The following is a 22,892-nucleotide window of genomic DNA, read 5'->3' as shown; positions in this document are numbered from 1 at the left end:
ACCATGCCCGAAAGCAACGCAAACGGCCTGCAGACCGAAACCCTCGACCTGCCGGGATGGAAGCACTTCTATTCGGGCAAGGTCCGCGACCTCTACGTTCCTGCGGATAATTCCAGCGGGGCCGAGTCGGGCCAGGACCGCGTCCTGGTGGTGGCCAGCGACCGCATCAGCGCCTACGACCACGTCTTGAGCAGCGAGATCCCGGACAAGGGCCGGGTCCTCACGCAGCTGAGTTTGTGGTGGTTCGAGCAGCTTGGCGTGGAGCACCACGTCCTTGCGTCCACAGCCGCCGAGGGTGTGCCCGCGGAAGTTGAGGGCCGCGCGATGATCTGCAAGCGGCTGGAGATGTTCCCCGTGGAATGCATCGCCCGCGGGTATCTCACGGGTTCCGGCCTGGCCGAGTACCGCCAATCGGGCACCGTCTGCGACATCCCCTTGCCCGCAGGCCTGGTTGACGGCTCGCGCTTGGGGCACGCGATCTTCACGCCTTCTGCCAAGGCTGAAGTCGGCGAACACGACGAGAACATCACATACGACGACGTCGTCGCGATGGTGGGCGACGATATCGCCGCACGCCTGAGCGAACTCACGTTGAAGATCTACACCCGTGCGGAAGAGATCGCCCGGGGCCGCGGCATCATCCTGGCCGACACGAAGGTTGAGTTCGGCATCGACGTCAATACGGGTGTCATCACCCTGGGCGATGAGGTCCTGACTCCGGATTCCTCGCGTTTCTGGGACGTTGAAACGTACGCGCCGGGCAAGGCGCAGCCATCGTTCGATAAGCAGTTTGTTCGTGACTGGCTGACCTCTGCGGAATCGGGCTGGGACCGCTCGAGTGACACCCCGCCGCCCGCGCTGCCGGCCGACGTCGTCGAGAAGACTCGTGCCCGCTATGTGGAGGCCTACGAGAAGCTGACCGGCCGGACTTTCGTCTGATCCCCACCGCCACCCTCGCCTCGCAAGTCCCCACCGGCTCCCAGCCTTCGCAAGCTCAGGCCGGGGCCCTCGCCGGTGTGGCCCCACGGCCAGGGAACCCTGGCGGCGTGGGCCCCCGCAGTTGTTGTCGTTTAGACGCGTCTAAACGACAACACCTGTTAGTTAGTTGGGTTCGCTAGCTTGCGCGGGAAGACTGCGCGCCGCCGGCATGGCCCGACGCCGCCCGGCGTTCCGCCAGCCGGATCTCGAGTACGGAGTCCATGGCCTGCTGGACGCGGTCGGCTGCACCCGCGGCGGTGAAATCGCGTTGGGCCTCTTCGAGATGGACCAGTGCGTCCGTGTTTTCACCGGCTGCCTTGAGGGCCTTGCCGAGGAGGAACGCGACTTCGCCTGCGGTGTGCCGGGCGAGGACATCGCGGTCCGCGTGGATTTCGCGCAACTTGGTGATGGCTGCCGGGATGTCGCCCGTCAGGTAGAGCCAGCGGGCGCGGATAAAGGCAACTTCCAACTGGTCCGTCTTGTTTCCGCCCACAATCGACAGGGCGAGTTCAGCGCGTTCGATGGCCGAGAGCGTCTCCGGCTCCACGATTCCCGAGGAGAGCCGGACAGCCGCCGACGCCTTGTTGAAACGGGCCCACAGCTCAATGTCGTTGGCGGGGGAGAGCAGCTTGGCGGCGCGCTCGTGATGCTTGATGCCTTCAACGTAGTCGTGGCGCATGAAAGCTACGTTTCCCACCACCCAGGCCACTTCGCCTGCGAGCTGCGACATCGAATGATCGTCCATCTGGTTGTTCATGGCCTGGCAATACGTCCAGGCCTCGTCCAACCTGCCACTCTCGGCCAATGCACCGATCAGGGCGCGGTGCGCCCCGATGATCAGGGTTGAGCCTTTGGGCAGCTGCTCGGAAAGCCTCACGGCTTCCTTGGCGTGCTCGACGGCGGTGGACAGCTGCCCTTGTCCGTGGCAGACGGCGGCAAGCATCTGGCGGGCGCGGACGCCCAGGCCCGCAGATTCGGTAGCCATGGGATGCTCCAGGAGATGCTGGATGATCTGCTGGCATTCCTTCAACTGGCCCTGCTTCATGAGGCATTCGGCCTGCATGTAGGTCATGTTCCACCAGGCGCTGGTGTTCTTTGCCTCGAGCGCGATCTGGGCGGCGGTTGATGCGTGGCTTGCGGCAAGCGGGTAGTCCCTGAGGTCCCACGCTTGCCTGGCGTACAGCCCTGCGAGCACGTATTCGGCGTCACTGACGGATACGGGTTGGCTCCAGGCTTCCAAGGCTTTCGGTGCCAGCTCCAGACGGCGGGCGAGTTCTTCAATGACTTCGGCCGTGGGCTCCCGCCGGCCGGTTTCAAGAAGTGAAATGTAGCTGGGTGAGTAAAGATCCCTGCCCAATTCAGCCTGGGTCAGCCCACGTTCGAGCCGTTCGGCACGGAGCTTTTCTCCGAATCCGTTCCCCACAGGTTCCTCCTAGAGGCTTGTCTTTGCGCTGTCTTTACGCCTAAAGCTTGACAGTCGCTGTGGAAAACATTTTACAATGAATGTCAACAGGGACCGCGAAATTTCCGTAACGAATCCGACTCGCATTGAGGAAAAATTATGTTGAAGAAGATTGCTGCAGCAGTGGCCTTGGCCGGCGCTCTTGCATTCTCCGCCGCGGCGCCAGCCGTCGTTTCCGCAGCCCCTGTGGCAGACACCGTCAGCACGGTGCTCAGCATTGGTAACTGGCCTGATCCGATGAGGGTGTCGCAGGCTATCGGCAACTGGCCCGATCCGATGGGTGTGGTCTCGCAGGCTATTGGTAACTGGCCCGATCCGATGAGGGTGTCGCAGGCAATCGGTAACTGGCCCGATCCTGTGTAGCTGAGGCTCGACGGCGGCACCCGGGATCCCGGTGGCCGCTGGATAATTCAAATGAAGTGAAGAAGTCCCCGGTAGTCTGAAATCGACACACCGGGGATTTCTTTTGCTCGAAGATCCGCGTGGACCGTGATATGCCCCGAGTCTTTGTGTCGGGTTGTTAACAACACTTGTCTCTAAACCTCAGGGGCGAGCGAGAAAACCGGTCAGGGGAATGTTTCCGGGTTTTCCCTGGCTGCCGAAAAGCTCGTTAAATAACGTAGAAGACCTTCCGAGTGGAAGGTCTTCTACCAATTGGTCGGGATGACAGGATTTGAACCTGCGACCTCTTCGTCCCGAACGAAGCGCGCTACCAAGCTGCGCTACATCCCGATCCGCTGCGAAAGCAACTGTTCAAGAATAGCCGATCCCTCCCCGGATGCGAAATCGAAGGACGCCCGCCTGCGGAACCACTGGCTCAGACCAGCGAGTCCTTCCAGGCGCCGTGCAAGCGGGCGAAACGCCCTCCTCCGCCGATGAGCGCGGCCGGCGTGCCGTCTTCGACGATGCGTCCCTCGTGCACCACCAGCACCCGGTCCGCTGTCTCAACAGTAGAGAGCCGGTGGGCGATGATGATCGCGGTCCGTTCGGAGTCCGCACCGGACAACAGGCTGCCCAGGCCGGCCTGCACCAGTCGTTCCGAGGGGATATCAAGCGAAGATGTCGCCTCGTCCAGGATCAGTACTGCCGGGGCCGCAATGAAGGCCCGGGCAAAGCCGATCAGCTGCCGTTGCCCGGCGGAGACCCGGCCGCCACGCTTGTTGACGTCGGTGTCGTAACCGTCAGGCAACGCGGAGATGAAGTCGTGCGCGCCAACGGCCTTCGCCGCGGTTTCGATCTCCTCGCGCGTAGCCTCGGGCCGCCCCAGGGCGATGTTGTCCGCCACGGAGCCGCTAAAGAGGAAGGCTTCCTGGGTGACCATCACGACGGCGCGCCGCAGGTCCGCCGTCGAAAGCTCCCGGAGGTCGACGCCGTCGAGGGTCAAGGATCCTTCGGTGACGTCGTAGAAGCGGGCGATCAGCTTGGCAAAGGTCGATTTGCCGGCGCCGGTCTGTCCAACGAGGGCTATGGTCTGTCCGGCGGGAATGTGAAGGTCCAGCTTGGGGACCACTACCTTGCCGTTGCCGTAGCCGAACTCCACGCCGCGGAAGTCGATTTCGCCGCGCGCATGGGGCAATGGCACGGGGTTCTTGGGTGGCCGGACAGTAGGAACTTCTTCGAGCAGGCCGGACACCTTCTCGAGCGCGGCCTGGGCGCTCTGGAAGGAGTTGTAGAACATGGCCATCTGGTCCACGGGCTGGAAGAAGCGCTTCGTTGAAAGGATCAGTGCCAGCAGCACGCCTACCGCCAGCTCTCCCGAGAGTACCCGGAAGCCGCCGAACAGCAGGACCACCGCGACGCACACGTTGCCGATGAGGACCAGTCCCGGTTGGAAGACACCGTTGAGGTTGATGGAGCGGACGGTGACTTTACGGTAGTCCTCGGAGAGTTCGGCATAGCGCTGGGCGTTCTCCGGCTCCTTGCGGAATGCCTTGATGGCCCGGATGCCGGTCATGGTCTCCACGAAATGCACAATCAGCCTGGCGGACACCACCCGCGATTCGCGGAAGGCGATCTGCGAGTGTTTCTGGTACCAGCGGGCCAGGAAGTACGCAGGCACGCCCGTGGCGAGCATGAGTAGCCCGCTGCGCCAGTCGAGGGCAAACACCGTAAATGCCGTGAAAAGCATGAACAGGATCCCGGAAGCCAGCGAGCTGACGCCCGAATCGAGCAGTTCACGCAACGCCTCCAGGTCCGAAGTCTGGCGCGCGATGATCCGGCCCGAGGTGTACTTCTCGTGGAACTCCAGGCTGAGCCGTTGGGTGTGCCGGAAGACCCTCAGCCGCAGGTCGAGGAGCATTGACTGGCTCAGCTTCGCCGTGGAAGTGACGTAGAGGGCGGTCAAAATCGCCGTTGCGACGGCCGCTGTCAGGTACAGGACACCGGCCAGGACCACGGGCATGTTGTTTCCGGCGAGCAGCGAGGGCAGTGCGTGGTCGATGCCGAAAGCGATGATCGCCGGCCCGGCCACCCGTGTGGCCTGCGAGAGCACCACCATGGCCAGCGTCAGCCAGAACCGCAACCGCACCGGGCGGATGAGCGATCCCAGCAAGGCGACCGACCGCCGTCGTACTGCTTTGCTGTCGCTGCGGCTCAGGTGGGCGTTGTCTTCATTGGCGGTTCCGAACGTGCTCATCGGCGGCCCTCCCCGGCTTGGTCCATGTGCTGTTCCGAATCCAGCTCGTGTTCTAGTTCGTCGAGTTCGAGGTCGAGGTCCTTCGGCCCGGAGTCGAGGCTCGCGATCACGTAGCGGTAGTGGGCGTTGTTGGCCAACAGTTCCGTATGGGTCCCGACGGCGGTGATGCTTCCGTTTTCGAGCAGCGCCACGCGGTCGGCGAGGGCAACGGTGGAGGGCCTGTGCGCGACGATGAGCGTGGTGGTGTCCCGGAGGACTTCGCGGAGCCTGGCTTCGACGAGTTCCTCCGTGTTCACGTCCAGGGCCGACAGGGGATCATCCAGCACGAGGACCTTGGGCTTCGCCGCGATGGCCCGGGCGAGCGCGATCCGCTGCCGCTGGCCACCGGAAAGGCTCAGGCCTTCCTCGCCGATAAGGGTCCCGACGCCGTCGGGCAGCGAATACGCGAAGTGCGCCTGCGCGACGTCGAGCGCTTCCTCAAGGGCTTCCTCGGAAGCGTCGGGCGCGCCGAGCAGCACGTTGTCCCGGACCGAGCTGGAGAACAGGGTGGTGTCCTCGAAGGCGACCGCCACCACGGTCCTCAGCTGCTCGACGCTGAAGTCTCGGACGTCGACGCCGTCGATGGTCACGGATCCTTCGCTCACGTCATAGAGCCGGGGAACCAGCTGGAGCAAGGCGCTCTTTCCGCTACCGGTAATGCCCACAAGCGCCATGGTTTCGCCGGGCCTGATGTCCAGGGTCACGTCGTGCAGGAGCCGGGCGCCGTCGTCGAAACCGAAACCGGCGGCCTTGAAGCTCAAGGCCCCGCGCAGTTCCTTGGGTGTCCTGGGGTTCGCCGGACTGGTGATGGTGTTGGGCGTGTCCATGACCTCGAAGTGGCGATCGAGGGCGGTCTTGGCGGTCAATGCCATGGCCAGGAGGGTCCCCGAGAATTCCACCGGTGCCGCGACCACCGCTGCGGTGCCGAAGAAGGCAACCAAGGAACCGATGCTGAGTTGGCCCATGGAGACGAGCAGGACGCCCGCCACCAGCCCGACGCCGAGCGCCAGCTCGGGCAGCAGTGTCACCACCAGCGTGAAGGTGGCTTGGTGCTTGGCCTTTGCGATCTCGGTCTGCCTCAGCTCCTCGGCCTGTTCATTGAAGTTCTCCAGTGCTTCGCGGCTGCGGCCGAACGCCTTGAGCACACGGATGCCGTGAACGGACTCCTCGACCGTGGTGGCGAGGTCGCCGGCCTGGTCCTGGCTGAGCCGGGTCACCAGGCTGAAGCGGCGGCGGAAGCGGAAGGAATAGACCATGATGGGCACCGCGGCGGCCAGGAAGATCAAAGCCAGCTGCCAGCTCATCGCGAACATCACCGCGACGCCGATCACCACGGTCAAAGTGGTCACCACCAGCATGATCGCGCCGAACGCCATCCAACGCCGCAGGAAGTTCAAGTCCGTCATCGCCCGGGACAGGAGTTGCCCTGACCCCCAACGGTCGTGGAAGGAAACGGTGAGGTCCTGCAGGTGCCCGTAGAGGGAAACCCGCATCCTCGATTCCACCGTGGTGGCGGGATTGATGACGAACTGGCGCCGCAGCGCCACAAGCCCGGCTTCGGCGATGCCGAGTGCCAGAACCACGACGGCGGAAATCCAGACAGCGTCGGTAGGACCACCAGGGTGGAGGGAGCCGTTGATCAGGACCCGCAGCACCTGGGGGATGGCAAGCGCCATGATGCTGGCCAGCAACGCGCTGACCAACCCCATGAAAAGCCGGGGGAGGATCGGTTTAACGTGCGGATAGAGACGTTTGACGGAGGTAAAGAATGAAGTCTGTTTGGCCATGCCCGCTTCTCAACAGCTTTGTCCCGGCGTTCCTGGGTTTTCGTACGACGCACGGAGGTAGTTTCCTATAGCAACTACCCTATGCCATCGCGTAACAGGATTCACAGCACCATTGCGTTGCGTGATACGAGGTATTCGGAACTGGTGGCGCTGGTTATTGACGGGGCGTCAGCGTCAGCAGCACTGCTTCCGGCTTGCACGCGATCCGGACCGGGGCGAAGCGCGAGGTGCCGATGCCGCCCGAGACGTTGACCGGCGTCGCGCGTCCGTTGTTCTCCCACTTATGCAGGCCTTTGGCGCGCCACGTGGGGAGATCGCAATTGGCAACCAGGGCGCCGTAGCCGGGGATGCAGATCTGGCCGCCGTGGGTGTGTCCGGCGAGGATGAGGTCCGCGGCGTCGTTCGTGAAGTGATCCAGGACCCGTTGGTAGGGGGCGTGGATAACGGCTACGCGCAGGTGCGGGCGGGAGTCCTGTCCCACGGTGCCGCGTGGCCAGCCGGTGTAGCGCTCCCGATTGAGATGGGGGTCATCCACTCCGGAGAAATCGAAGCGGATTCCGTTGATGGGCAAGGACTGGTGCCTGTTGGTGAGGTCGATCCAGCCCGACATCCCGAATCCTGAGCGCAGGCGCGGCCAATCGAGCTCGACCGGATTGTCCTTGACGCGGGACGGGCCGAGGAAATATGTGGCTGGGTTCTTGAACCGAGGGGCGTAGTAGTCGTTGGAGCCTGGAACGAAGACGCCGGGGAACTTCAAGAGTGGCCGCAACGCATCCAACAGCGGAACGACGGCGTGGGGGTGGCTGAGATTGTCGCCCGTGTTCACCACAAGGTCCGGCTCAAGCGCGGCGAGAGAACGCAGCCATTCGGCCTTCTTGCGTTGGCTTGGCACGAAATGGATGTCGCTTATGTGCAGCACCCGGACGGGAGCCGAGCCTTCAGGGAGGATGGGCACGGTCTCCTCGCGGAGTACGAACTGGTTCTTTTCCCAGAGGCCATAGGCGAAGCCTGCCACGCCAGCGGTTGCGCCCGCACCCGCAGCGACGGCAAAGCCGCGTCCGACGCTTCGGACGCGGCTTGCCAGCGATTCAATGACGGGCTTGGAGCCGCTAGCCATTGTTCTTTCCGTTGCCATTTCCATTGCCGTTCCCGTTGCTGCTCGGCTGGGTGCTCGGAGAAGTGTTGCCCGGAGTGGTGGTGCTAGGCGTCGAAGGCTTGAACCCGGGCGGGTCGAGCAGGTTCGACGGCGGAGCCGGGAACGGGTTGGTTCCATAAGTGGGAGCGACCTGGAGCATGTAGTTGGCGAACTGCGGACCAGCGATCATGTAACCGTCAATGCCCTGGTAGAACTTGCCATTGATGGTGACGTTCTGACCCGCTCGGTTCTGGCTGCCCAACGGATCGCCGAACCACGTGGCCGTTGCGAGGCCGGAAGTGTAGCCGGCAACCCAGGTGGAACCATTGGAGTCGTTGGTTCCGGTCTTGCCCGCGATGGGGAAGTTGGTCTTGGTGGAGATTCGAGGCTGGATCAGCGAGCCGGAGCCCTTATTCAGAACCTCTTGCATGGCGTAGGCAACACCATGAGCGACCTCGGGGGTGACCGCGCTCCTGCAGCTCGTGGACTGGGCCGGCAGCTTGGCGCCCGTCTGGTCGGTTACCGAGGTGATGGCGATCGGCTCGCAGTACGTGCCATTGTTGGCAAAGGTGGCGAAGGCGCTGGCCATGGTCAGTGGCGCGGTCTGGGTGGAACCAATCAGGTTGCCCAACGTTGTCATGGGAACCTTCGGGTTGGGATTGCTGGCGTCCGGCAGGCCGCCGTGGATGCCAACAGCATCGACGATCTTCTGGATGCCACACAGGTCAACCCTTGCAGCCGTGGCAAATGTCATGGTGTTGATGGAGTTGGCCAAACCATCCACCACTGTCATGGGCTTGTAATATCCACCCTCGGCGTTCTGGAGGTCATGGGTGCCATTGGTGCTGTCATACCAGCCGACCGTCGGAGTCGGGCAAGTGTTCTTCCACGGGAAATTCTGGGGATACCGCCGGACGGTGCCATCCAGCACCGTATTCATCGACTTGCCCTCGTTCAACCATTCGGCAAAAGTGAAGGGCTTCATGGTTGAACCGGGCTGGAATCCGCCCAGTCCGTTGAGGTCATTGCCGTTGGCATCCAGTTTGTCTACGTTGAAGTTCTGCTCGGCCTGGAACTTCCCGTCGGCCGGCAGCCAGACGGTATTTTGGGCCATCGAGATGATCTTGCCGGTGCCCGGCTGGACCGACACCAAGGAAGCGCCCCATTTGTCCGGGTTAGCGCCGGCGGAAGCATCTACCTGGGCCTGGGCCACGGCCTGCGCCTTCGGGTCCAGTGTGGTCTGGATGGTCAGGCCACCCCGCGAGACGCGGTTGACGCGATCGTCGATCGTCGCGCCGTAGGCCGGGTTGTTGTAGAGCAGGTGCAGTACGTAGTCGCAGAAGTACGCGGCAGTGGCGGAGTAGGGGCAGCCTTGGCGAGGTTGCGTCACCTTGGTGGTCACCGGCGTCGCGATGGCGGCGTCGTAGTCGGCCTTCTTGATCTTTCCCTGGTCCAGCATGAGGCCGAGCACCAGGTCGCGACGCTGCTTCGCGTGGTCCGGGTTCGTCACCGGGTCGTAGTAGGACGGGCTGTTGACGACGCCGGCCAGCAAGGCGGCTTGCGGCAAGGTGAGGTCCTTGGCGCTGGTGCTGAAGAAGAGCCTTGAGGCGGCCTCGATGCCGTAGGCGTCCTTGTTGAAGAAGACGATGTTGAGGTAACCCTCGAGGATCTGCTGCTTGGAGAACTTCTTCTCCAAAGCGATGGACAGCTTCATTTCGCGAAGTTTGTCGCCCACGCCTTTGTTCACGCCATTGAGCTTGACGTCGGCACCCTTGTTCTGGGACACGAGCGACTCATTAATGACGTTGTTCACGTACTGCTGGGTGATGGTGGAAGCGCCCTGTTTTTGCCCGCGCGCCGTGCTCACGATGGCGCGCATGATGCCGGTGGCGTCAATGCCGCCGTGCTCATAGAAGCGGCTGTCCTCAACCGAGACGATCGCATCCTTGATGAAAGGGCTCATCTGGTCGAGCGAGACCCGCGTGCGGTTCTCGGAGTAGATCGAGGCGATCTGACTGCCGTCCGCGGCCAGGATGGTGGTCGCCTGGCTGGGCGGGTTCACCTGAAGCTCCGCCGGCAGCGTGTCGAAGAACTGAATGGACCCACTCGCCGCACTGCCCGAAACGGCGGCCGCGGGAACGAGCAAGCCCGCCACCAGGACACCACAAATAGCGCTCACACCGAGGAATCCGAGGATCTTTCCAAGAGTGGTGGCAGTGTCGAATAGAGGGTTCCTACGAGTCACCATGTTCACCACTTTACCGGCAAGGGCTAGTCTTTCTTTCATGACCAAATGGGAGTACGCGACGATTCCGCTCATCATTCACGCTACGAAACAGATTCTGGACCAGTGGGGAGAGGACGGCTGGGAGCTCGTCCAGGTTGTTCCCGGACCCGACGGAAACGGACTTGTTGCATACTTGAAGAGGGAGAAGCAGTAACAATGACAACCCCCGCAGAAGCCACAGTTGGCGCGGATTCCACGGCTCCGGCATCCGCCGTCGAGCAGCGCCTTGCAGAACTGGGACTGACCCTTCCGGCCGTCGCAGCTCCGGTGGCCGCCTATGTTCCGGCCATCGTCTCCGGCAACCACGTCTACACCTCCGGACAGCTGCCCTTCATTAACGGCAAACTCGAAGCTACGGGCAAAGTCTCCAGCGGTGAAGAGGGCCTTTCGGACGAGCCCACGGTGTCTCCGGAAGACGCGCAGAGGTATGCAGCTGTCTGCGCCGTCAACGCCTTGGCCGCCGTCAAGAGTGTCATCGGGGACCTCGACCGCATCACGCGCATCGTGAAGGTCGTCGGCTTCGTGGCCTCCGATACCTCCTTCACCGGCCAGCCCGGTGTCATCAATGGTGCATCCGAGCTCCTCGGGCGTGTCTTCGGCGACAAAGGGCAGCACGCGCGTTCCGCCGTCGGCGTTGCAGTCCTTCCGCTCGACTCTCCCGTCGAGGTCGAGTTGATCGCTGAATTCAGCTAAGGAACCGGTTCACTCCATTGCCACAACTAGCCCGACGCTTGTTTGCGTTACCCCCTGAACTTGAAGGGGCTGCACGGAATTGGCTTGAGCTCGGCGAACGGGCCCCCCGCGCCGCGCGTTTTGCATCATCTGTTGTCCTGCTCCGCGATTCGCCGACCGGCCTGGAAACGTGGATGGGTTACCGTCCCGGTTCCTCGCCTTTGGGCGTTGTCGCGTTTCCGGGCGGCTCGCTGGAACCCTCCGACGACGACGCCCTCGGCTGGCTCGGCCCCTCGCCTCAGCATTGGGCAGAGACGCTGGGGACCGCCGACGTCGGACTTGCCCGCCGCCACGTGGTGGGCGCCATCCGCGAACTGTTCGAGGAGACCGGCGTGCTGCTGGCCGGCCCCGACTTGTCCTCCACAGTGGAGGCGACGTCCACTCCCGAGTGGATGAAGGCCCGCGAGGCCGTGGCGGCCCAGGACAAGTCGTTCACGGACGTCCTGGCCAAGCGCGGCCTGTCGCTGCGGACGGACTTGCTCAAGCCGCTGGTCAACTGGCTCAGCCCGGACTTCGCGCACAGGCGCTTCAATACCCGCTACTTCGCCGCCACTCTTCCCGTGAACCAGCAGCCATCGCTGCTGGCCAGCAAGGGTGTCTGGGGGCGTTGGGTGTGCGTTTCCAAACTCATGGCCGAGCGCGAGACCACTGCGCTTGGGGATGAAATCGGCCAGGAAAACACCGTTGGCTTGCCACTGGGCCAATTGCTGGTGCCGGGCTCGGAGATCATCCTTGAGAAGATGGCCGCTGCCCAGGGTTGCATTGCATACCTCAGCTACAAACGGAAGCCGCACATGTACCAGCCGCGGCTCGTTCAAGAGGATGGCGCGCTCATGCTCGAAGTCGAAGCGGCCCGGACGGTTTCAGGGGAGCCGCAGCGGGAACGCTGACGACACCCAAATCCGCTGGCGACACGAAAAATGCCTGGTGACTCCGGAATTCCGGGGTCACCAGGCATTTTCTGTGTCGTAGGAATTAACGGGAGCGCTGGCGGAGGCGCTGCATGTCCAGGATGACCACTGCGCGGGCTTCCAGGCGGAGCCAGCCGCGCTGTACGAACTCGGCGAGGGCCTTGTTGACTGTCTCGCGGGAAGCTCCGACCAGCTGGGCCAGTTCCTCCTGCGTGAGTTCGTGGGCCACCAGGACGCCGTCGGTCGCGGGCCGGCCGAAGCGGTCCGCGAGGTCCAGGAGGGCCTTGGCGACACGGCCCGGGACGTCCGAGAACACGAGGTCGGACAGGGAATCGTTGGTGCGGCGCAAGCGGCGGGCAAGTGCTTGGAGCAATTGTGCGGACACCTCGGGGCGGGTGCGCAGCAGGGCGTTGAGGCTTTCGTTCTTCAGGCCTGCCAGACGCGTTTCGGAAACGGCCGTGGCCGTCGCGGTGCGCGGGCTGGGATCGAACAAGGCCATTTCGCCGAAGAGCTCGCCCGGGCCGAGGATGGCCAGCAGGGATTCGCGGCCGTCCGGAGAGGTGCGGCCGAGCTTAACCTTGCCGGACACGATGAAGTAGAGCTGGTCACCCTGATCGCCCTCACGGAAAACAGACGCTCCGCGTGAAAGGTCCACCTCTGTGAGTTCGTCCGTCAGCAGACGGAAAGCGTCGTCGTCAAGGGTGGCGAAGAGGGGTGCGCGGCGCAATACCTCGATATCCATGAAATCTCCTGAGTAAAAGTTCGGCTGGGGCGCTTCAGCCATTGTTTCAGAATTTTGTCGCGTCTGTGACGTACTTGGCAGCCGAAACGCCCTAAATCACGCGGAAGAGGCCCAAAACCGCGCCTCAAACGGCCGGGAATGCCCTGCTCGGCAGGGGCTTCGCGATCTGGACGACGGCCTGCTTCCGAAGGGAAGCTGTCAGTCTGTGCAACTACAATTGGGGCTTACCCGGCTGTGAGGAGCTTTGGTGTTCGGCTTGACCATATTGGACCTGGCGTTGATTTTGACGCTTCTTTCCTACCTGATCTACGGACTGCGCAACGGCTTCTTCGTGACGCTTGGAGGAATCGCGGGCTTCGCCGTAGGAGCAGCCGCGGCCTTTATCGCGGTCCCGCTCGTCGGCGAGTGGGTGAAGGACAGCGGCTGGAGGCTGACTGCCATTATCGGCTCGGCCGTGGTCCTCATTGTCTTGGGGCACGGTCTGGGTACCTGGATTGGCCAAAGGGTCCGCAAAGCCTTGCGCATCCAGCCTTTGCACGCACTTGACCGCGTGCTGGGTGGTTTCGTCAGTTTGGTTGTTGCCGCACTCGTGATGTCCATGTTGGCTTTCAGCATCGGTTCCTTGGGCGTGCCCTTCGTTTCGCAGCAGCTGGCCGATTCCAAGGTGATCCGCTTCATCGACACCATGACGCCCACACCAGTCAAGGCCAGCGTGGCGCAACTGCGTTCCAAAGTCATGGGCAACGGCATTCCGCAGCTCATCGAGGGCATCGGCCCCGTTACTCCGGTGCCCGTTCCGAACACGAGCACCGACACTCCCGCACTCAACAATGCGGCCCACTCCGTGCTGAAGATTGCCGGGACGGCCTACCAGTGCGGCCAGAACCAGACAGGCTCCGGCTTTGTTGTCTCCCCTGGCCGCGTGGTGACCAACGCCCACGTGGTGGCCGGAGTGTCGCAACCTGTAGTGGAAATCCCCGACGGCGGTGCGTTGCCTGGTCGCGTGGTCTACTTCGACAGCCAGCGCGACCTGGCCGTCATCGCCGTCGACGGCCTCCCGACGGCGCCGCTGCAGTTGAGCCCGGATCTTCCGGCCGGTTCGCCCGCGGCTTTCGCCGGCTACCCGCATGGTGGTCCGTTCCAGTCCAAGCCGGCCGCGGTGGAGGGCATCTCGACCCTGCTGGTCCCGGACATTTACGGCAACAACCCGTCCCCGGAGCAGGTCTACAAGTTGGCGGGAGACGTGCAACCGGGCAACTCGGGCGGTCCGCTGCTGACCACCCAGGGACAGGTTGCCGGCGTTGTCTTCGCCAAGACCACTTCGGATGTGGCGGTGGGCTACGCCCTCACCATGGACGAGCTCTCTCCGGTGGCACAGCAAGCACCATCGCTCAGCGACGCCGTCTCGTCGGGCCAGTGCACCAAGAAGTAGGCCGCCCACCAAGGGACATGCTTAGTCCGAGGGTCTAGACCGCGGTGGCGAGGTAGTCGATGGCCAGCTTGTAGCCCTGGACTCCTGCGCCGACGATCACCGCGGAGCACACCGGGGACAAGTAGGAGTGGTGCCGGAATTCTTCGCGCTGGTGCACATTGGTGATGTGGACTTCGACGGCGGGAAGCTGCACTGCCGCGAGCGCGTCCCGCAGTGCCACCGACGTGTGCGTGTAAGCACCAGCGTTGATGACGATCCCGACGGCGGTCCCGCGGGCGCCATGGATGGCGTCCAGGAGGTCGCCCTCGTGGTTGGACTGGACACAGTCCACCGTGAAGCCGTTGGCCTCGGCGGCGGCCATGGCGAGCTGTTCGACGTCGGCCAAGGTGGACGTGCCGTACTTTTCCGGCTCACGCGTGCCCAGCAGGTTCAGGTTGGGGCCGTTGAGGACGAGGATGGTGCCGCGACCGGCTTCGGTGGCGGTGGGAGCTTCAGTCATGACTCCCAATCTATCGGTGCGCCGAGCCTGTCCGGCGTTTCTTACGCTGCCCGGCTGCGCCGCGGCAGCGTAAGAAACACCGAACAGCGTAAGAAACACCGAACAGCGTAAGAAACACCGAACAGCGTAAGAAACACCAAACGGCAGCTACACCGCAGTAATGCTGAGCAGCAACGCGTGCTCAGGGTTCAGGACAGGCACGGGGAGTCCCACCTCCGCAAGGAAGCGCCCGCTTGCCTCAGCTCCGGATGGCAGCCATGCCGGAGGTTGCACCTGGGTGAAGGTGCGGGCATAGTCCGCATCGCCAGGCGCGGGGAAAATTGCTTGCACCCTGTAAGAGCGCTCGGGGTCGAGGCCCGGAACAGCGATACGCCCGGGTTGTTCGGCGAACGACGTCCGGGTGCTGACGACGGCGAACAGCGCGGACGCGCCGTCGTCGGACACCACACCGTGCAACATCAGTGAGTCGTCGGGAACGTCCGCGCGGACCATCCGCCCGCTGTGGATGAGCCCCCGGTGCTCCTTGTACAGGCCGATGAAGCGCTTGAGCTCCTCGCGTTCGGCGCCTTGGACGTGGCGGACATCCCATTCCATGCCGAAATGCCCGAATAGCGCAGTGATGGCGCGGAAGGAGAGATCGTGCGTGCGGGCCGTGGTGTGCGAGGTGGTGGGGCCGATATGCCCGCCCACCAGTTCCGGCGGAACCACTACGCCGGTCCAGCGCTGGATGGTCTGCCTCTCGAGGGCGTCGTTGCAGTCCGATCCCCAGATCCGGTCGGTCCGCTCAAGGATGCCGAGATCCACCCGGGCCCCGCCTGAGGAGCAGCTTTCGATTTCGACGCCGGGGTGGGCCTTGCGGAGCTCGTCGAAGAGCCGGTACGCGGCGAGGGTTTGCGCGTGTACGGACGCACGGCCCGCATGGCCGTGCTCGGCGAGGTCCCGGTTCTGGTCCCATTTGAGGTACTTGATGTTGTTTTCCCCGAGCAGGGCGTCGATCCGCTCGAAGACGTACTGCCAGGCCGCCGGGTTGACGAGGTCGATGATGTGCTGGTGCCGCCATTCCAGAGGGAGGCGGCCGCCGTCCTTGTGGGAGAGTGCCGCGGGGCCCACGATCCAGTCGGGGTGCGCCCGGGCGACATCGGAATCCAGGTTGACCATTTCCGGTTCCACCCAGAGCCCGAATTCCATGCCATGGGAGTTCACGGCTTCGATGAGCGGTGTCAGGCCATCGGGCCAAAGGGTTTCGTCGACGTACCAATCGCCCAGGCCTGCGTGATCGTCGCGGCGCCCGCGGAACCACCCGTCGTCGAGCACGAAGCGCTCAACGCCCAGCTCCGCAGCGGACTCGGCGAGCTCGATCAGGGTGTCCAGCTTGTGGTCGAAGTACACGGCCTCCCAGGTGTTGAGGACCACGGGGCGGGGCTTGCCGGCGGGGAGTCCCGTGGAAGCCGCGGGAAGGACGTGATGCGGGCGCGAGCGGAACCAGCTGTAGAACGCTTCGCTGATGCCGTCGAGGCCACGGTCCGAGTAGGCGGCAAACAGGGCGGGTGTGGTGTAGCCCTCGCCGGGCTGGAGGACTACTTCGGCCGGGCCCAGGAGCTCGGAGCCGCCGATCATCGTGCGGCCATCGGCCACGGTGTCGGCGAATTGTTCGTGGTTGCCGCTCCACGCCAAGTGGGTGGCCCAGACCTTTCCGTGGCGGTTGCCGAATCCGGCGGTGCCCGCCGCGAAAAGCAGCGAGGAATCGTGCCCCGTGCGGCCGTGGCGACCCGTGCGCACCCACGTCCCTTGCTGCACGGGCCGGCGCTGTGGGTGCCGTTCGCGGCACCAGCGCCCGGTGAGGTCAAGGAGTTCGACGGCGTCCGGCCCCACCGGGAGGACGGTGGCGAGCTCGTCGAGCTGGAAGGGGGACGTGCCGTCGTTGACCGCGGTGTGGCGCAGCTCCAGAAGGCCGCCGGGGTGAAGGGTGAGTGTGGACGTCACGGTGATTCCGGCGTCGGGGTCCTTCTGGACAATCGCTGCGGAGGCGACGGCGGAGCTAGGGTCAGCCTGCACATCCACCACGCGAAGCCGGAGCGAAAAGTCCAGTCCCGGAACGCCGTCGGCGATTCGCTGGCCGCGCAGGCCCGGGCGGCCCAGCCACGCGGAGGAGCCCTGCGGGAGGAGTGCGGCCGGTACGTTGGCGTCGACGGCGGAGTGCGGAATGGGTTCGCCCAGGATGGCAAGGTCCGGGAGGGTGCTGCCGAGATCGGCACCCCAGTGGATGACCTCGGCCTCTCCGTTATCGAAACTGACCACCAGGCTTGTGCCGGCGGAACGGAGGTGGAGCGGGTCCATGGGCTGGTTCACTTTCAGAGAGTCGTGTGTCGCGTGATGCGGGAGTGGAGAGTCCGGGCGCCGCCGTCAAAGGAGTGAAAGCGGCGGCGCCCGGACTGGCTTGGCGGGACTGGTGTTACTTGAAGAGGTTGTTGACCTGGTTGTTGGCGTCGGAGAGGGAGCTGGCAGGCTTCTTGCCGCTCAGTACTGCATCCATTGCGGGCTTCATGATGCCGTCAACTTTGGCAGCCTTGTCCGCGATGGGGAAGAGGAAAGTGGTCCCGTCTTTGACCTGCTGGGTGAAAGCGGAGACGTCAACACCCTTGGCCGCGAACGCCTTGGCGGCCAGGTCCGAGGACGTGCTGATCGCCGGGAACACAACAGCCTTGTTGGCGACGACGTCCTGGCAAGCCGACGAGCCAAGGTACTCGACCCACTTGGTGGCCGCTGCCGGGTTCTTGGTGCCGGCCCAGATGGAATCGGCGAGGCCATTGAACATGGACGCGCGCTTACCGCTCGGACCAACCGGCGTGGGGGCGATTCCGGTCTGGATGCCCTTGTAGGCGGTGTACTGGCCGATCATCCATGAGCCGCTGGTATTGATTGCGGCCTTGCCCGCGCCGAAGTTGTCCGACACGCTGGCGCCTACCGTTGTTTCGAGTTTGGGCATGTAGCCCTTGTCCGCCAGTCCTGCCCACCAGGCGATGGTTTCCTGGAACTTGGGGTCGTCGTAGTTGAACTTGGTGCCCCACGGGTTCTTGTCGGTAGCGGTCCAGCCGGTGGTGGCTGCGAGGAAGCTCCATTGGGTCTGGCCCTGGCCGGAACCGGAGGACTCCAAGCCCAAGCCGTAGACGGCCACGTTGTTCTTGTCGAAGCCGGCTTCGTCTCCGCGCTTGCCGTTCTTGTCCACGGTCAGGTGGGCAATGGTCTTTTCGTAGCTGCCGCCGTCCTTGGGGTTCCAATCGAGCTTGGCCATCTGCTCGGCGGTGATCCCGGCGGAGTCAGTCATCGCCTTGTTGTAGAAGAGGCTGATGGTGTCCCAGTCCTTCGGGAGGCCGTAGCGCTTGCCGTCTTGGCCTACCCAGAGATCGGCCAGGCCCTTGTTGTAGCTGTCCAGCTTGACGCCGTCCTTGGCTACGGCATCGTCGAGGGCCAGCAACTGCTTCTTGGAAGCAAACTCCGGGTACTTGGACAGGTGGTCGGTGAAGACGTCCGGGGCGGTGCCGGACACGAAGCCGTTGGTCAGGGTGGTCCAGTAGTCGTCCCAGCCGCGCTGGGTGATTTTGACCGTGATGTTCGGGTTTGCCTTGGTGAAGTCGCTCGCGCACTGCTGGTATGCCGGGAGCTGGTTGGCATCCCACAGCCAGTAGTTGATCTCGCCCTTTGCTTCGCTGGAGACGGGGGTGGAACCGCCACAGGCGGAGAGTGACAGCGCGGCTGCGGCAGCGACGGCGACGGCGGCTGCGACGGTGCCAATGGATTTCTTCATGGTGGACCTTTCAGGGGGTTGCGATGGAACGGGGCGGTGCTGGGGGATGACTTACTTGATGCCGGAGAAGCCGATGGAGTTGACCACCTTCTTGCCGAAGGCGATGAAGAGGATCAGGACGGGCAGCGCTGCCACGAGGGTGGCGGCCATGAGCCCACTCCAGTCCGGCGCCCCTTGCGGGGACTGGGACTTGAAGACGCCCAGTCCCACAGTGAGGACGCGGACACTTTCGTCCTGGCCCACCAGGAGCGGCCAGAAGTACTCGTTCCACTGACCGATGAAGGTCAGCAGGGCCAGGGTGGCCAGGGGTGCTGCGGCGTTGGGGATCACGATCTGGAAGAAGATCCGGAGGTGCTTGGCGCCGTCGAGCATGGCTGCCTCTTCCACTTCGCGGGACATGCTCAGGAAGAACTGGCGCAGGAAGAAGATGGCGAACGGGGTCATGAACATGAAGGGCAGTGCCAGCCCGGCGAAGGTGTTGAGCAGGCCCAGGTTCTTGATCATCAGGAAGTTGGGCAGGGCGGTGAAGATCGGCGGGACCATCATGGTGGCCAGGAAGATCGCGAACACTTTGTTCCGGCCGGGCCAGCGCAGGCGGGAAAAGGCATAGGCGGCCATTGCGCTGAAGAACACCTGGCCTGCGGTGGTCATGGTGGCGAAGACGATCGAGTTGCGCAGGTAGAGCCAGAAGTTGATGTCAGCGCCGGAACCGCCTTCGGCGATTGCCTGCTCGGGGCTCTGTAGCCCGAAGACCCGCTGGAACGCGCCCCAGCTGAAGTCCGCGGGAAGGAGGTTGCCGGCGTTCGAGGCGAGCGAATGGTTGCTGGACAGTGCAGTCCGGAGCATCCAGAGGAACGGTGCCAGGGTGACCACGACGGCGATCGCTACGAGGACCCAGGCACCTGCGCGGCGCCAGTTGAAGGGTTTCGTGCGGGGGCGGCGCGATTGCGGAGAGCCGACGACGGCGGTGGCGGACTCGCGCGAACGGCGGGAATTGGTGGAGGTACTCATGGCGGGGCTTCCTTAGTCCAGGTCCGTCTCGTTGCCTTTGAGGAACTTCATCTGGATGAAGGCCACGAGGGCGAGAATGATGAAGAGAATGACGGACAGCGCTGAGGCGTAGCCGAAATCGGACTCGCCGAACGCCTTTTGGTAGATGTACATCTGGATGACCCGGGAGGCATTGACGGGTCCGCCTCCGGTAGTCACGGCAACGGTGTCGAAGACCTGGAATGAACCGATGACGGTGACCACAAGGACCAGGACCAGCACCGGGCGAAGGAGCGGCATGGTGATGCTCCAGAAGGTCCGGGTGGGGGAGGCGCCGTCAAGGTTGGCTACCTCGTAGACGTGGTTGGGGATGGCCTGCAGGCCGGCGAAGATCAGCAGGGCCGTGTAGCCCATGTGCCGCCACACGTTGACGAAGGCGATAGTCGGAATGGCCCATTGATCGCTGCCGAAGAAGGCGATGCGGGGCAGGCCCATCCAGTTGATGATCTCGTTCACGATGCCCAGCTGGTAGTCCAGCATCCAGAACCAGAGCAGCGCGACGATCACGTTAGCCACGAGGAACGGCAGCAACAGGACGCCGCGGATGAAGGTGGACTTGGCCACGCGGTGCATGAGGAGCGCGAGTCCGATGGCGATGACGGTCTGGAAGCCGATGTTCAGTGCAACGTATTGGACGGTGACGGCCATCGCGTTCCAGAACAGGTCGTCGCTGAAGATCGACGTGTAGTTCTTCAGGCCGATCCAGGTGGGATCACCCAGGATGCTGTACTCGGTGAAGCTGAGGTAGATGCCCCGGATGGTGGGGACGAGGAAGAAAAGAACAAAGCCGATCATCGCCGGGAAGATGAAGAGCAACGCGATCTTCAAGTCACCGATCCGGCGGATGCCGAACCTTTTTGGTTTGCCCGGTTGGGGAAGCGCGGCGGGCTCCGCTTGTTTGGCAAGGGTGGTCATCTTCGACCCTTTCCTGACTGTGATGTGGGTTACAACTGATGGAAATCTACACGAGTAGATATGAAGGGGTCAAGTGGTCTTGTGAACTTTTGTTCGATTATTTTGGATTTATTGCTTTTTATTGACTCGAGTAGATCCCAGTGATTCACTGGCCTGAGTCACTCGTCGAGCCTCTCCGGGCACGGCGATGGCATTCTGAAGCCAGCCACACGAATCGAAGGGCTAACAATGACGTTTTCAATGGGAGTAGTAGGCCTCGGCCAGTTCGGGGGCCAATTCGCCCACCTCTTCAAGCTCCACCCCGGGGTTTCCGCGGTCTACGCAGTGGACGAGCTCCCTGAACGGGCGTCCAAAGCTGTTGAACAGCTGGGGCTCGACGGCACTATGGGCAGTTTCGACGAGCTGCTGGCCTCCGACGTCGACGCCGTCGCTATCTTCACGCAACGCTGGACGCACGGGCCCTTGGTGATCAAGGCGCTGCGCGCCGGAAAGCACGTCTATTCGGCTGTTCCGATGGCAATCTCGGAGGAACAGATCGCCGGGATCATCGACGCCGTGCGTGAAACCAAGCTTGTCTATGCCATGGGAGAGACCAGCTTCTACAACCCCGCAACCGTCTATGCGCGCAAGCAGCACGCCGCCGGCAAGTTCGGCCGCATCTTCTACACCGAAGGCGACTACGTCCACGACATGGACCTGGGCTTCTACGAGGCCTACCAGTACAGCGGCGGCGAAAACTGGAAAGCAACCGCCAGCTACCCGCCCATGCTGTACCCGACGCACGCCATCGGAGGCGTGCTGGGCGCCATACCGGGCCACGCTGTGAGCGTCAGCTGCATCGGCGTCAAGGACGATCGCGGCGACGGCGTCTTCGACAAGGAAGTCAGCATGTTCGACAACGACTTCTCCAACGCCACTGCGCTGTTCGAAATGAACGACGGCGGCGCCATGCGCACCAACGAGATGCGCCGCGTCGGCTACCCCTCGCATATCCGCGAATCGCGCTTCCGCTTCTTCGGCACGGAGGCAAGCTTCGAACAGCTGGCCACCACCACGCTGTGGCAGGACAAGGAGGGGGTCTTGGACGTCTCGGACCAGGTGGAGACCAAGCCGAGCATGTCGGCCGATGACCCCTCGTTGGCGGACGTCGCCCCCGAACTTCGCGGTGCGTTCATCTCCGGCCTCGCTCCGGTGCACGACGCCGGACGGCTCCCCGTTGAATTCGAGGGAGCCCCCACCGGGCACGAAGGCAGCCACCAGTTCCTGGTGGACGACTTCGTCACGGCCGTGAACAAGGGAAGCCTTCCTCCGGTCAACGCGTGGGTGGCGGCGCGCTTCACGCTCCCCGGCGTCGTGGCGCACGAGTCCGCGCTCCGCGGCGGGGAACGGCTCCCCATCCGCGATTTCGGCGATGCTCCGGAGGCTTTGTAGCTAGCATGATCCAATGACTACTTCGGCAGTGCACACCCCGCGCGGACCGGTGACGCGCAAAGACGTGGCCCGGTACGCCGGGGTGAGCACCGCCGTCGTGAGCTATGTGGTGAACGGCGGCCCCAAGAAGGTGGCGCCGGCAACGGAAGCGAAGGTCCAGGAAGCCATCCGGATCCTGGGATACCGGCCGAATGCCGCGGCGCGTGCGCTCAAAATGGGATCCAACCAGACCATCGGCCTCGTGATTCCGGACTCCAGCAACCCCTTCTGGGCCCTGCTGGGACACGCTGTGGAAGTGGCTGCCGCCGAGCGCGGCTATGCCTTGCTGCTGACGAATTCCGACAACAAGCTGGACTCCGAACGCCGCCACATCCGCAACCTCGCTGACCGGCAGGTTGATGGCGTGGTCCTGGCCAGCGTCATGTTCGAACCTGATCTACTGGAGCTTTTCGGCACTGAAATCCGCTCGGTCCTGCTGAACCATGCCTCGATCGCCCCTGGTTTCAACAGCGTCGGAGTGGACCTTGAGGCCGGAGCCCGCTTGGCCGTGGAACATTTGATCGGCCACGGCCACACCAACATCGGACTCGCCATGGGCATCACGGCGGACAACGTGACGGACGGACGGGAAGAGGGGTGGCTGCGTGCTCTGCAAGCCGCCGGTCTGCCTCCTGGACCCCTTGCACGCGACGGTTTCGACCGCCCCGGGGGCTATGCTGCCGGACGGCGCCTCCTGGCCTCTGCCAACCGTCCGACGGCGATCTTCGCCAGCTCCGATATGCAGGCAATCGGGGTCCTGCGGGCAATCCGCGAGGCAGGTCTCTCCGTTCCGGAGGATATCGCCGTGGCGTCCTTCGACGGCTCGGTTGAGGCTGAATTCACCTGGCCGGCCCTGACCACGGTGGAACAGCCGGTGTGGGAGATGGCAGAGGCCGCAGTATCCGCGCTGGTGGGCGAGAACCGCAACGAACCCCCGCAGCACAGGGTCTTCCCCACCCAGCTCCGCATCCGCCAATCGTGCGGGTGCCCGTAACGCCTTCCCCGCCCACGCG

General features: G+C 63.6%; 19 protein-coding genes and 1 tRNA gene. 8 read left to right on the top strand and 12 right to left on the bottom strand.

Annotated features, from left to right (window positions below; genetic code table 11):
- Positions 1–3 precede the first annotated feature (3 nt).
- Complete coding sequence (locus AB4068_RS08400) at positions 4–939, top strand: phosphoribosylaminoimidazolesuccinocarboxamide synthase (protein ID WP_441433132.1); 936 nt, start codon at positions 4–6, stop codon at positions 937–939.
- A gap of 175 nt (positions 940–1,114) precedes the next feature.
- On the opposite strand, the gene AB4068_RS08395 is transcribed toward AB4068_RS08400, so the two are convergent.
- Complete coding sequence (locus AB4068_RS08395) at positions 1,115–2,401, bottom strand: helix-turn-helix domain-containing protein (RefSeq protein WP_284990331.1); 1,287 nt, start codon at positions 2,399–2,401, stop codon at positions 1,115–1,117.
- A 138-nt stretch (positions 2,402–2,539) separates the two neighbouring features.
- On the opposite strand from AB4068_RS08395, the gene AB4068_RS08390 reads away from it, so the two are divergent.
- The gene (locus tag AB4068_RS08390; RefSeq protein WP_059389476.1) at positions 2,540–2,803 is read left to right on the top strand and encodes a hypothetical protein; all 264 of its coding nucleotides are present in this window, start codon (positions 2,540–2,542) and stop codon (positions 2,801–2,803) included.
- Between the two features lie 292 nt (positions 2,804–3,095).
- Here AB4068_RS08390 and AB4068_RS08385 read toward each other — a convergent pair.
- From AB4068_RS08385 to AB4068_RS08365, 5 genes are all read right to left on the bottom strand, one after another.
- Positions 3,096–3,172, bottom strand: a tRNA-Pro gene (locus AB4068_RS08385).
- A gap of 85 nt (positions 3,173–3,257) precedes the next feature.
- Positions 3,258–5,075, bottom strand: coding sequence for an ABC transporter ATP-binding protein (locus tag AB4068_RS08380; RefSeq protein WP_441433131.1), 1,818 nt, complete (start codon positions 5,073–5,075; stop codon positions 3,258–3,260).
- Positions 5,072–6,901 carry an ABC transporter ATP-binding protein gene (locus AB4068_RS08375; protein WP_307055851.1) on the bottom strand — a complete coding sequence of 610 codons (1,830 nt, stop codon included), beginning with the start codon at positions 6,899–6,901 and terminating at the stop codon, positions 5,072–5,074. Before AB4068_RS08375 ends, AB4068_RS08380 begins: the two co-directional genes overlap by 4 nt.
- 154 nt (positions 6,902–7,055) lie before the next feature.
- On the bottom strand, positions 7,056–8,018 hold the full coding sequence (locus AB4068_RS08370) for a metallophosphoesterase (RefSeq protein ID WP_441433130.1): 963 nt from the start codon (positions 8,016–8,018) through the stop codon (positions 7,056–7,058).
- On the bottom strand, positions 8,011–10,323 hold the full coding sequence (locus tag AB4068_RS08365; protein WP_253257446.1) for a transglycosylase domain-containing protein: 2,313 nt from the start codon (positions 10,321–10,323) through the stop codon (positions 8,011–8,013). Before AB4068_RS08365 ends, AB4068_RS08370 begins: the two co-directional genes overlap by 8 nt.
- Between AB4068_RS08365 and AB4068_RS08360 the strand changes: the two genes are divergently transcribed.
- Genes AB4068_RS08360 through AB4068_RS08350 form a run of 3 tightly spaced genes read left to right on the top strand, consistent with a single transcriptional unit; the run spans position 10,322 to position 11,945 of the window.
- Positions 10,322–10,477, top strand: a complete 156-nt coding sequence (locus AB4068_RS08360; protein WP_009359196.1) for a DUF4177 domain-containing protein — start codon at positions 10,322–10,324, stop codon at positions 10,475–10,477. The two genes, AB4068_RS08365 and AB4068_RS08360, sit on opposite strands and share 2 nt — an antisense overlap.
- Before the next feature lie 2 nt (positions 10,478–10,479).
- Positions 10,480–11,016: a RidA family protein gene (locus AB4068_RS08355; RefSeq protein WP_059389482.1), complete on the top strand. Its 537-nt coding sequence runs from the start codon at positions 10,480–10,482 to the stop codon at positions 11,014–11,016.
- A gap of 17 nt (positions 11,017–11,033) precedes the next feature.
- Positions 11,034–11,945 (top strand): NUDIX hydrolase, encoded by a 912-nt coding sequence (locus AB4068_RS08350; RefSeq protein ID WP_284990336.1) that lies wholly within the window; start codon positions 11,034–11,036, stop codon positions 11,943–11,945.
- 85 nt (positions 11,946–12,030) lie between these two features.
- Here the strand turns inward: AB4068_RS08350 and AB4068_RS08345 are convergent, their stop codons facing one another.
- The gene (locus AB4068_RS08345; RefSeq protein WP_011775987.1) at positions 12,031–12,708 is read right to left on the bottom strand and encodes a Crp/Fnr family transcriptional regulator; all 678 of its coding nucleotides are present in this window, start codon (positions 12,706–12,708) and stop codon (positions 12,031–12,033) included.
- Between the two features lie 247 nt (positions 12,709–12,955).
- Between AB4068_RS08345 and AB4068_RS08340 the strand changes: the two genes are divergently transcribed.
- On the top strand, positions 12,956–14,140 hold the full coding sequence (locus tag AB4068_RS08340) for a MarP family serine protease (protein ID WP_284990337.1): 1,185 nt from the start codon (positions 12,956–12,958) through the stop codon (positions 14,138–14,140).
- Between the two features lie 34 nt (positions 14,141–14,174).
- Here AB4068_RS08340 and aroQ read toward each other — a convergent pair whose 3' ends face one another.
- The 5 genes from aroQ to AB4068_RS08315 form a co-directional block, all read right to left on the bottom strand.
- Complete coding sequence (aroQ, locus tag AB4068_RS08335) at positions 14,175–14,639, bottom strand: type II 3-dehydroquinate dehydratase (protein ID WP_059389485.1); 465 nt, start codon at positions 14,637–14,639, stop codon at positions 14,175–14,177.
- A gap of 147 nt (positions 14,640–14,786) precedes the next feature.
- Complete coding sequence (locus tag AB4068_RS08330; RefSeq protein ID WP_284990368.1) at positions 14,787–16,976, bottom strand: alpha-galactosidase; 2,190 nt, start codon at positions 16,974–16,976, stop codon at positions 14,787–14,789.
- Between the two features lie 115 nt (positions 16,977–17,091).
- A complete protein-coding gene (locus AB4068_RS08325; RefSeq protein WP_059389486.1) occupies positions 17,092–18,444 on the bottom strand; it encodes an ABC transporter substrate-binding protein in 1,353 nt (450 codons plus the stop codon).
- 51 nt (positions 18,445–18,495) lie between these two features.
- On the bottom strand, positions 18,496–19,455 hold the full coding sequence (locus tag AB4068_RS08320; protein ID WP_059389487.1) for a carbohydrate ABC transporter permease: 960 nt from the start codon (positions 19,453–19,455) through the stop codon (positions 18,496–18,498).
- A gap of 12 nt (positions 19,456–19,467) precedes the next feature.
- Positions 19,468–20,409, bottom strand: coding sequence for a carbohydrate ABC transporter permease (locus AB4068_RS08315; protein WP_059389488.1), 942 nt, complete (start codon positions 20,407–20,409; stop codon positions 19,468–19,470).
- 228 nt (positions 20,410–20,637) lie between these two features.
- Here AB4068_RS08315 and AB4068_RS08310 point away from each other — a divergent pair, with 228 nt between their 5' ends.
- Together AB4068_RS08310 and AB4068_RS08305 are read left to right on the top strand one after the other, a co-directional pair.
- A complete protein-coding gene (locus tag AB4068_RS08310; RefSeq protein WP_306959269.1) occupies positions 20,638–21,840 on the top strand; it encodes a Gfo/Idh/MocA family protein in 1,203 nt (400 codons plus the stop codon).
- A gap of 13 nt (positions 21,841–21,853) precedes the next feature.
- Positions 21,854–22,873: a LacI family DNA-binding transcriptional regulator gene (locus AB4068_RS08305; protein ID WP_441433129.1), complete on the top strand. Its 1,020-nt coding sequence runs from the start codon at positions 21,854–21,856 to the stop codon at positions 22,871–22,873.
- Positions 22,874–22,892: the final 19 nt, after the last annotated feature.

It is taken from the genome of Arthrobacter sp. 2RAF22, from assembly GCF_052115325.1.
In the GTDB taxonomy this organism is placed as follows: Bacteria; Actinomycetota; Actinomycetes; order Actinomycetales; family Micrococcaceae; genus Arthrobacter.
Note: the sequence above shows the minus strand (reverse complement) of the source record. Positions and strands in the feature narration are given on the sequence as shown.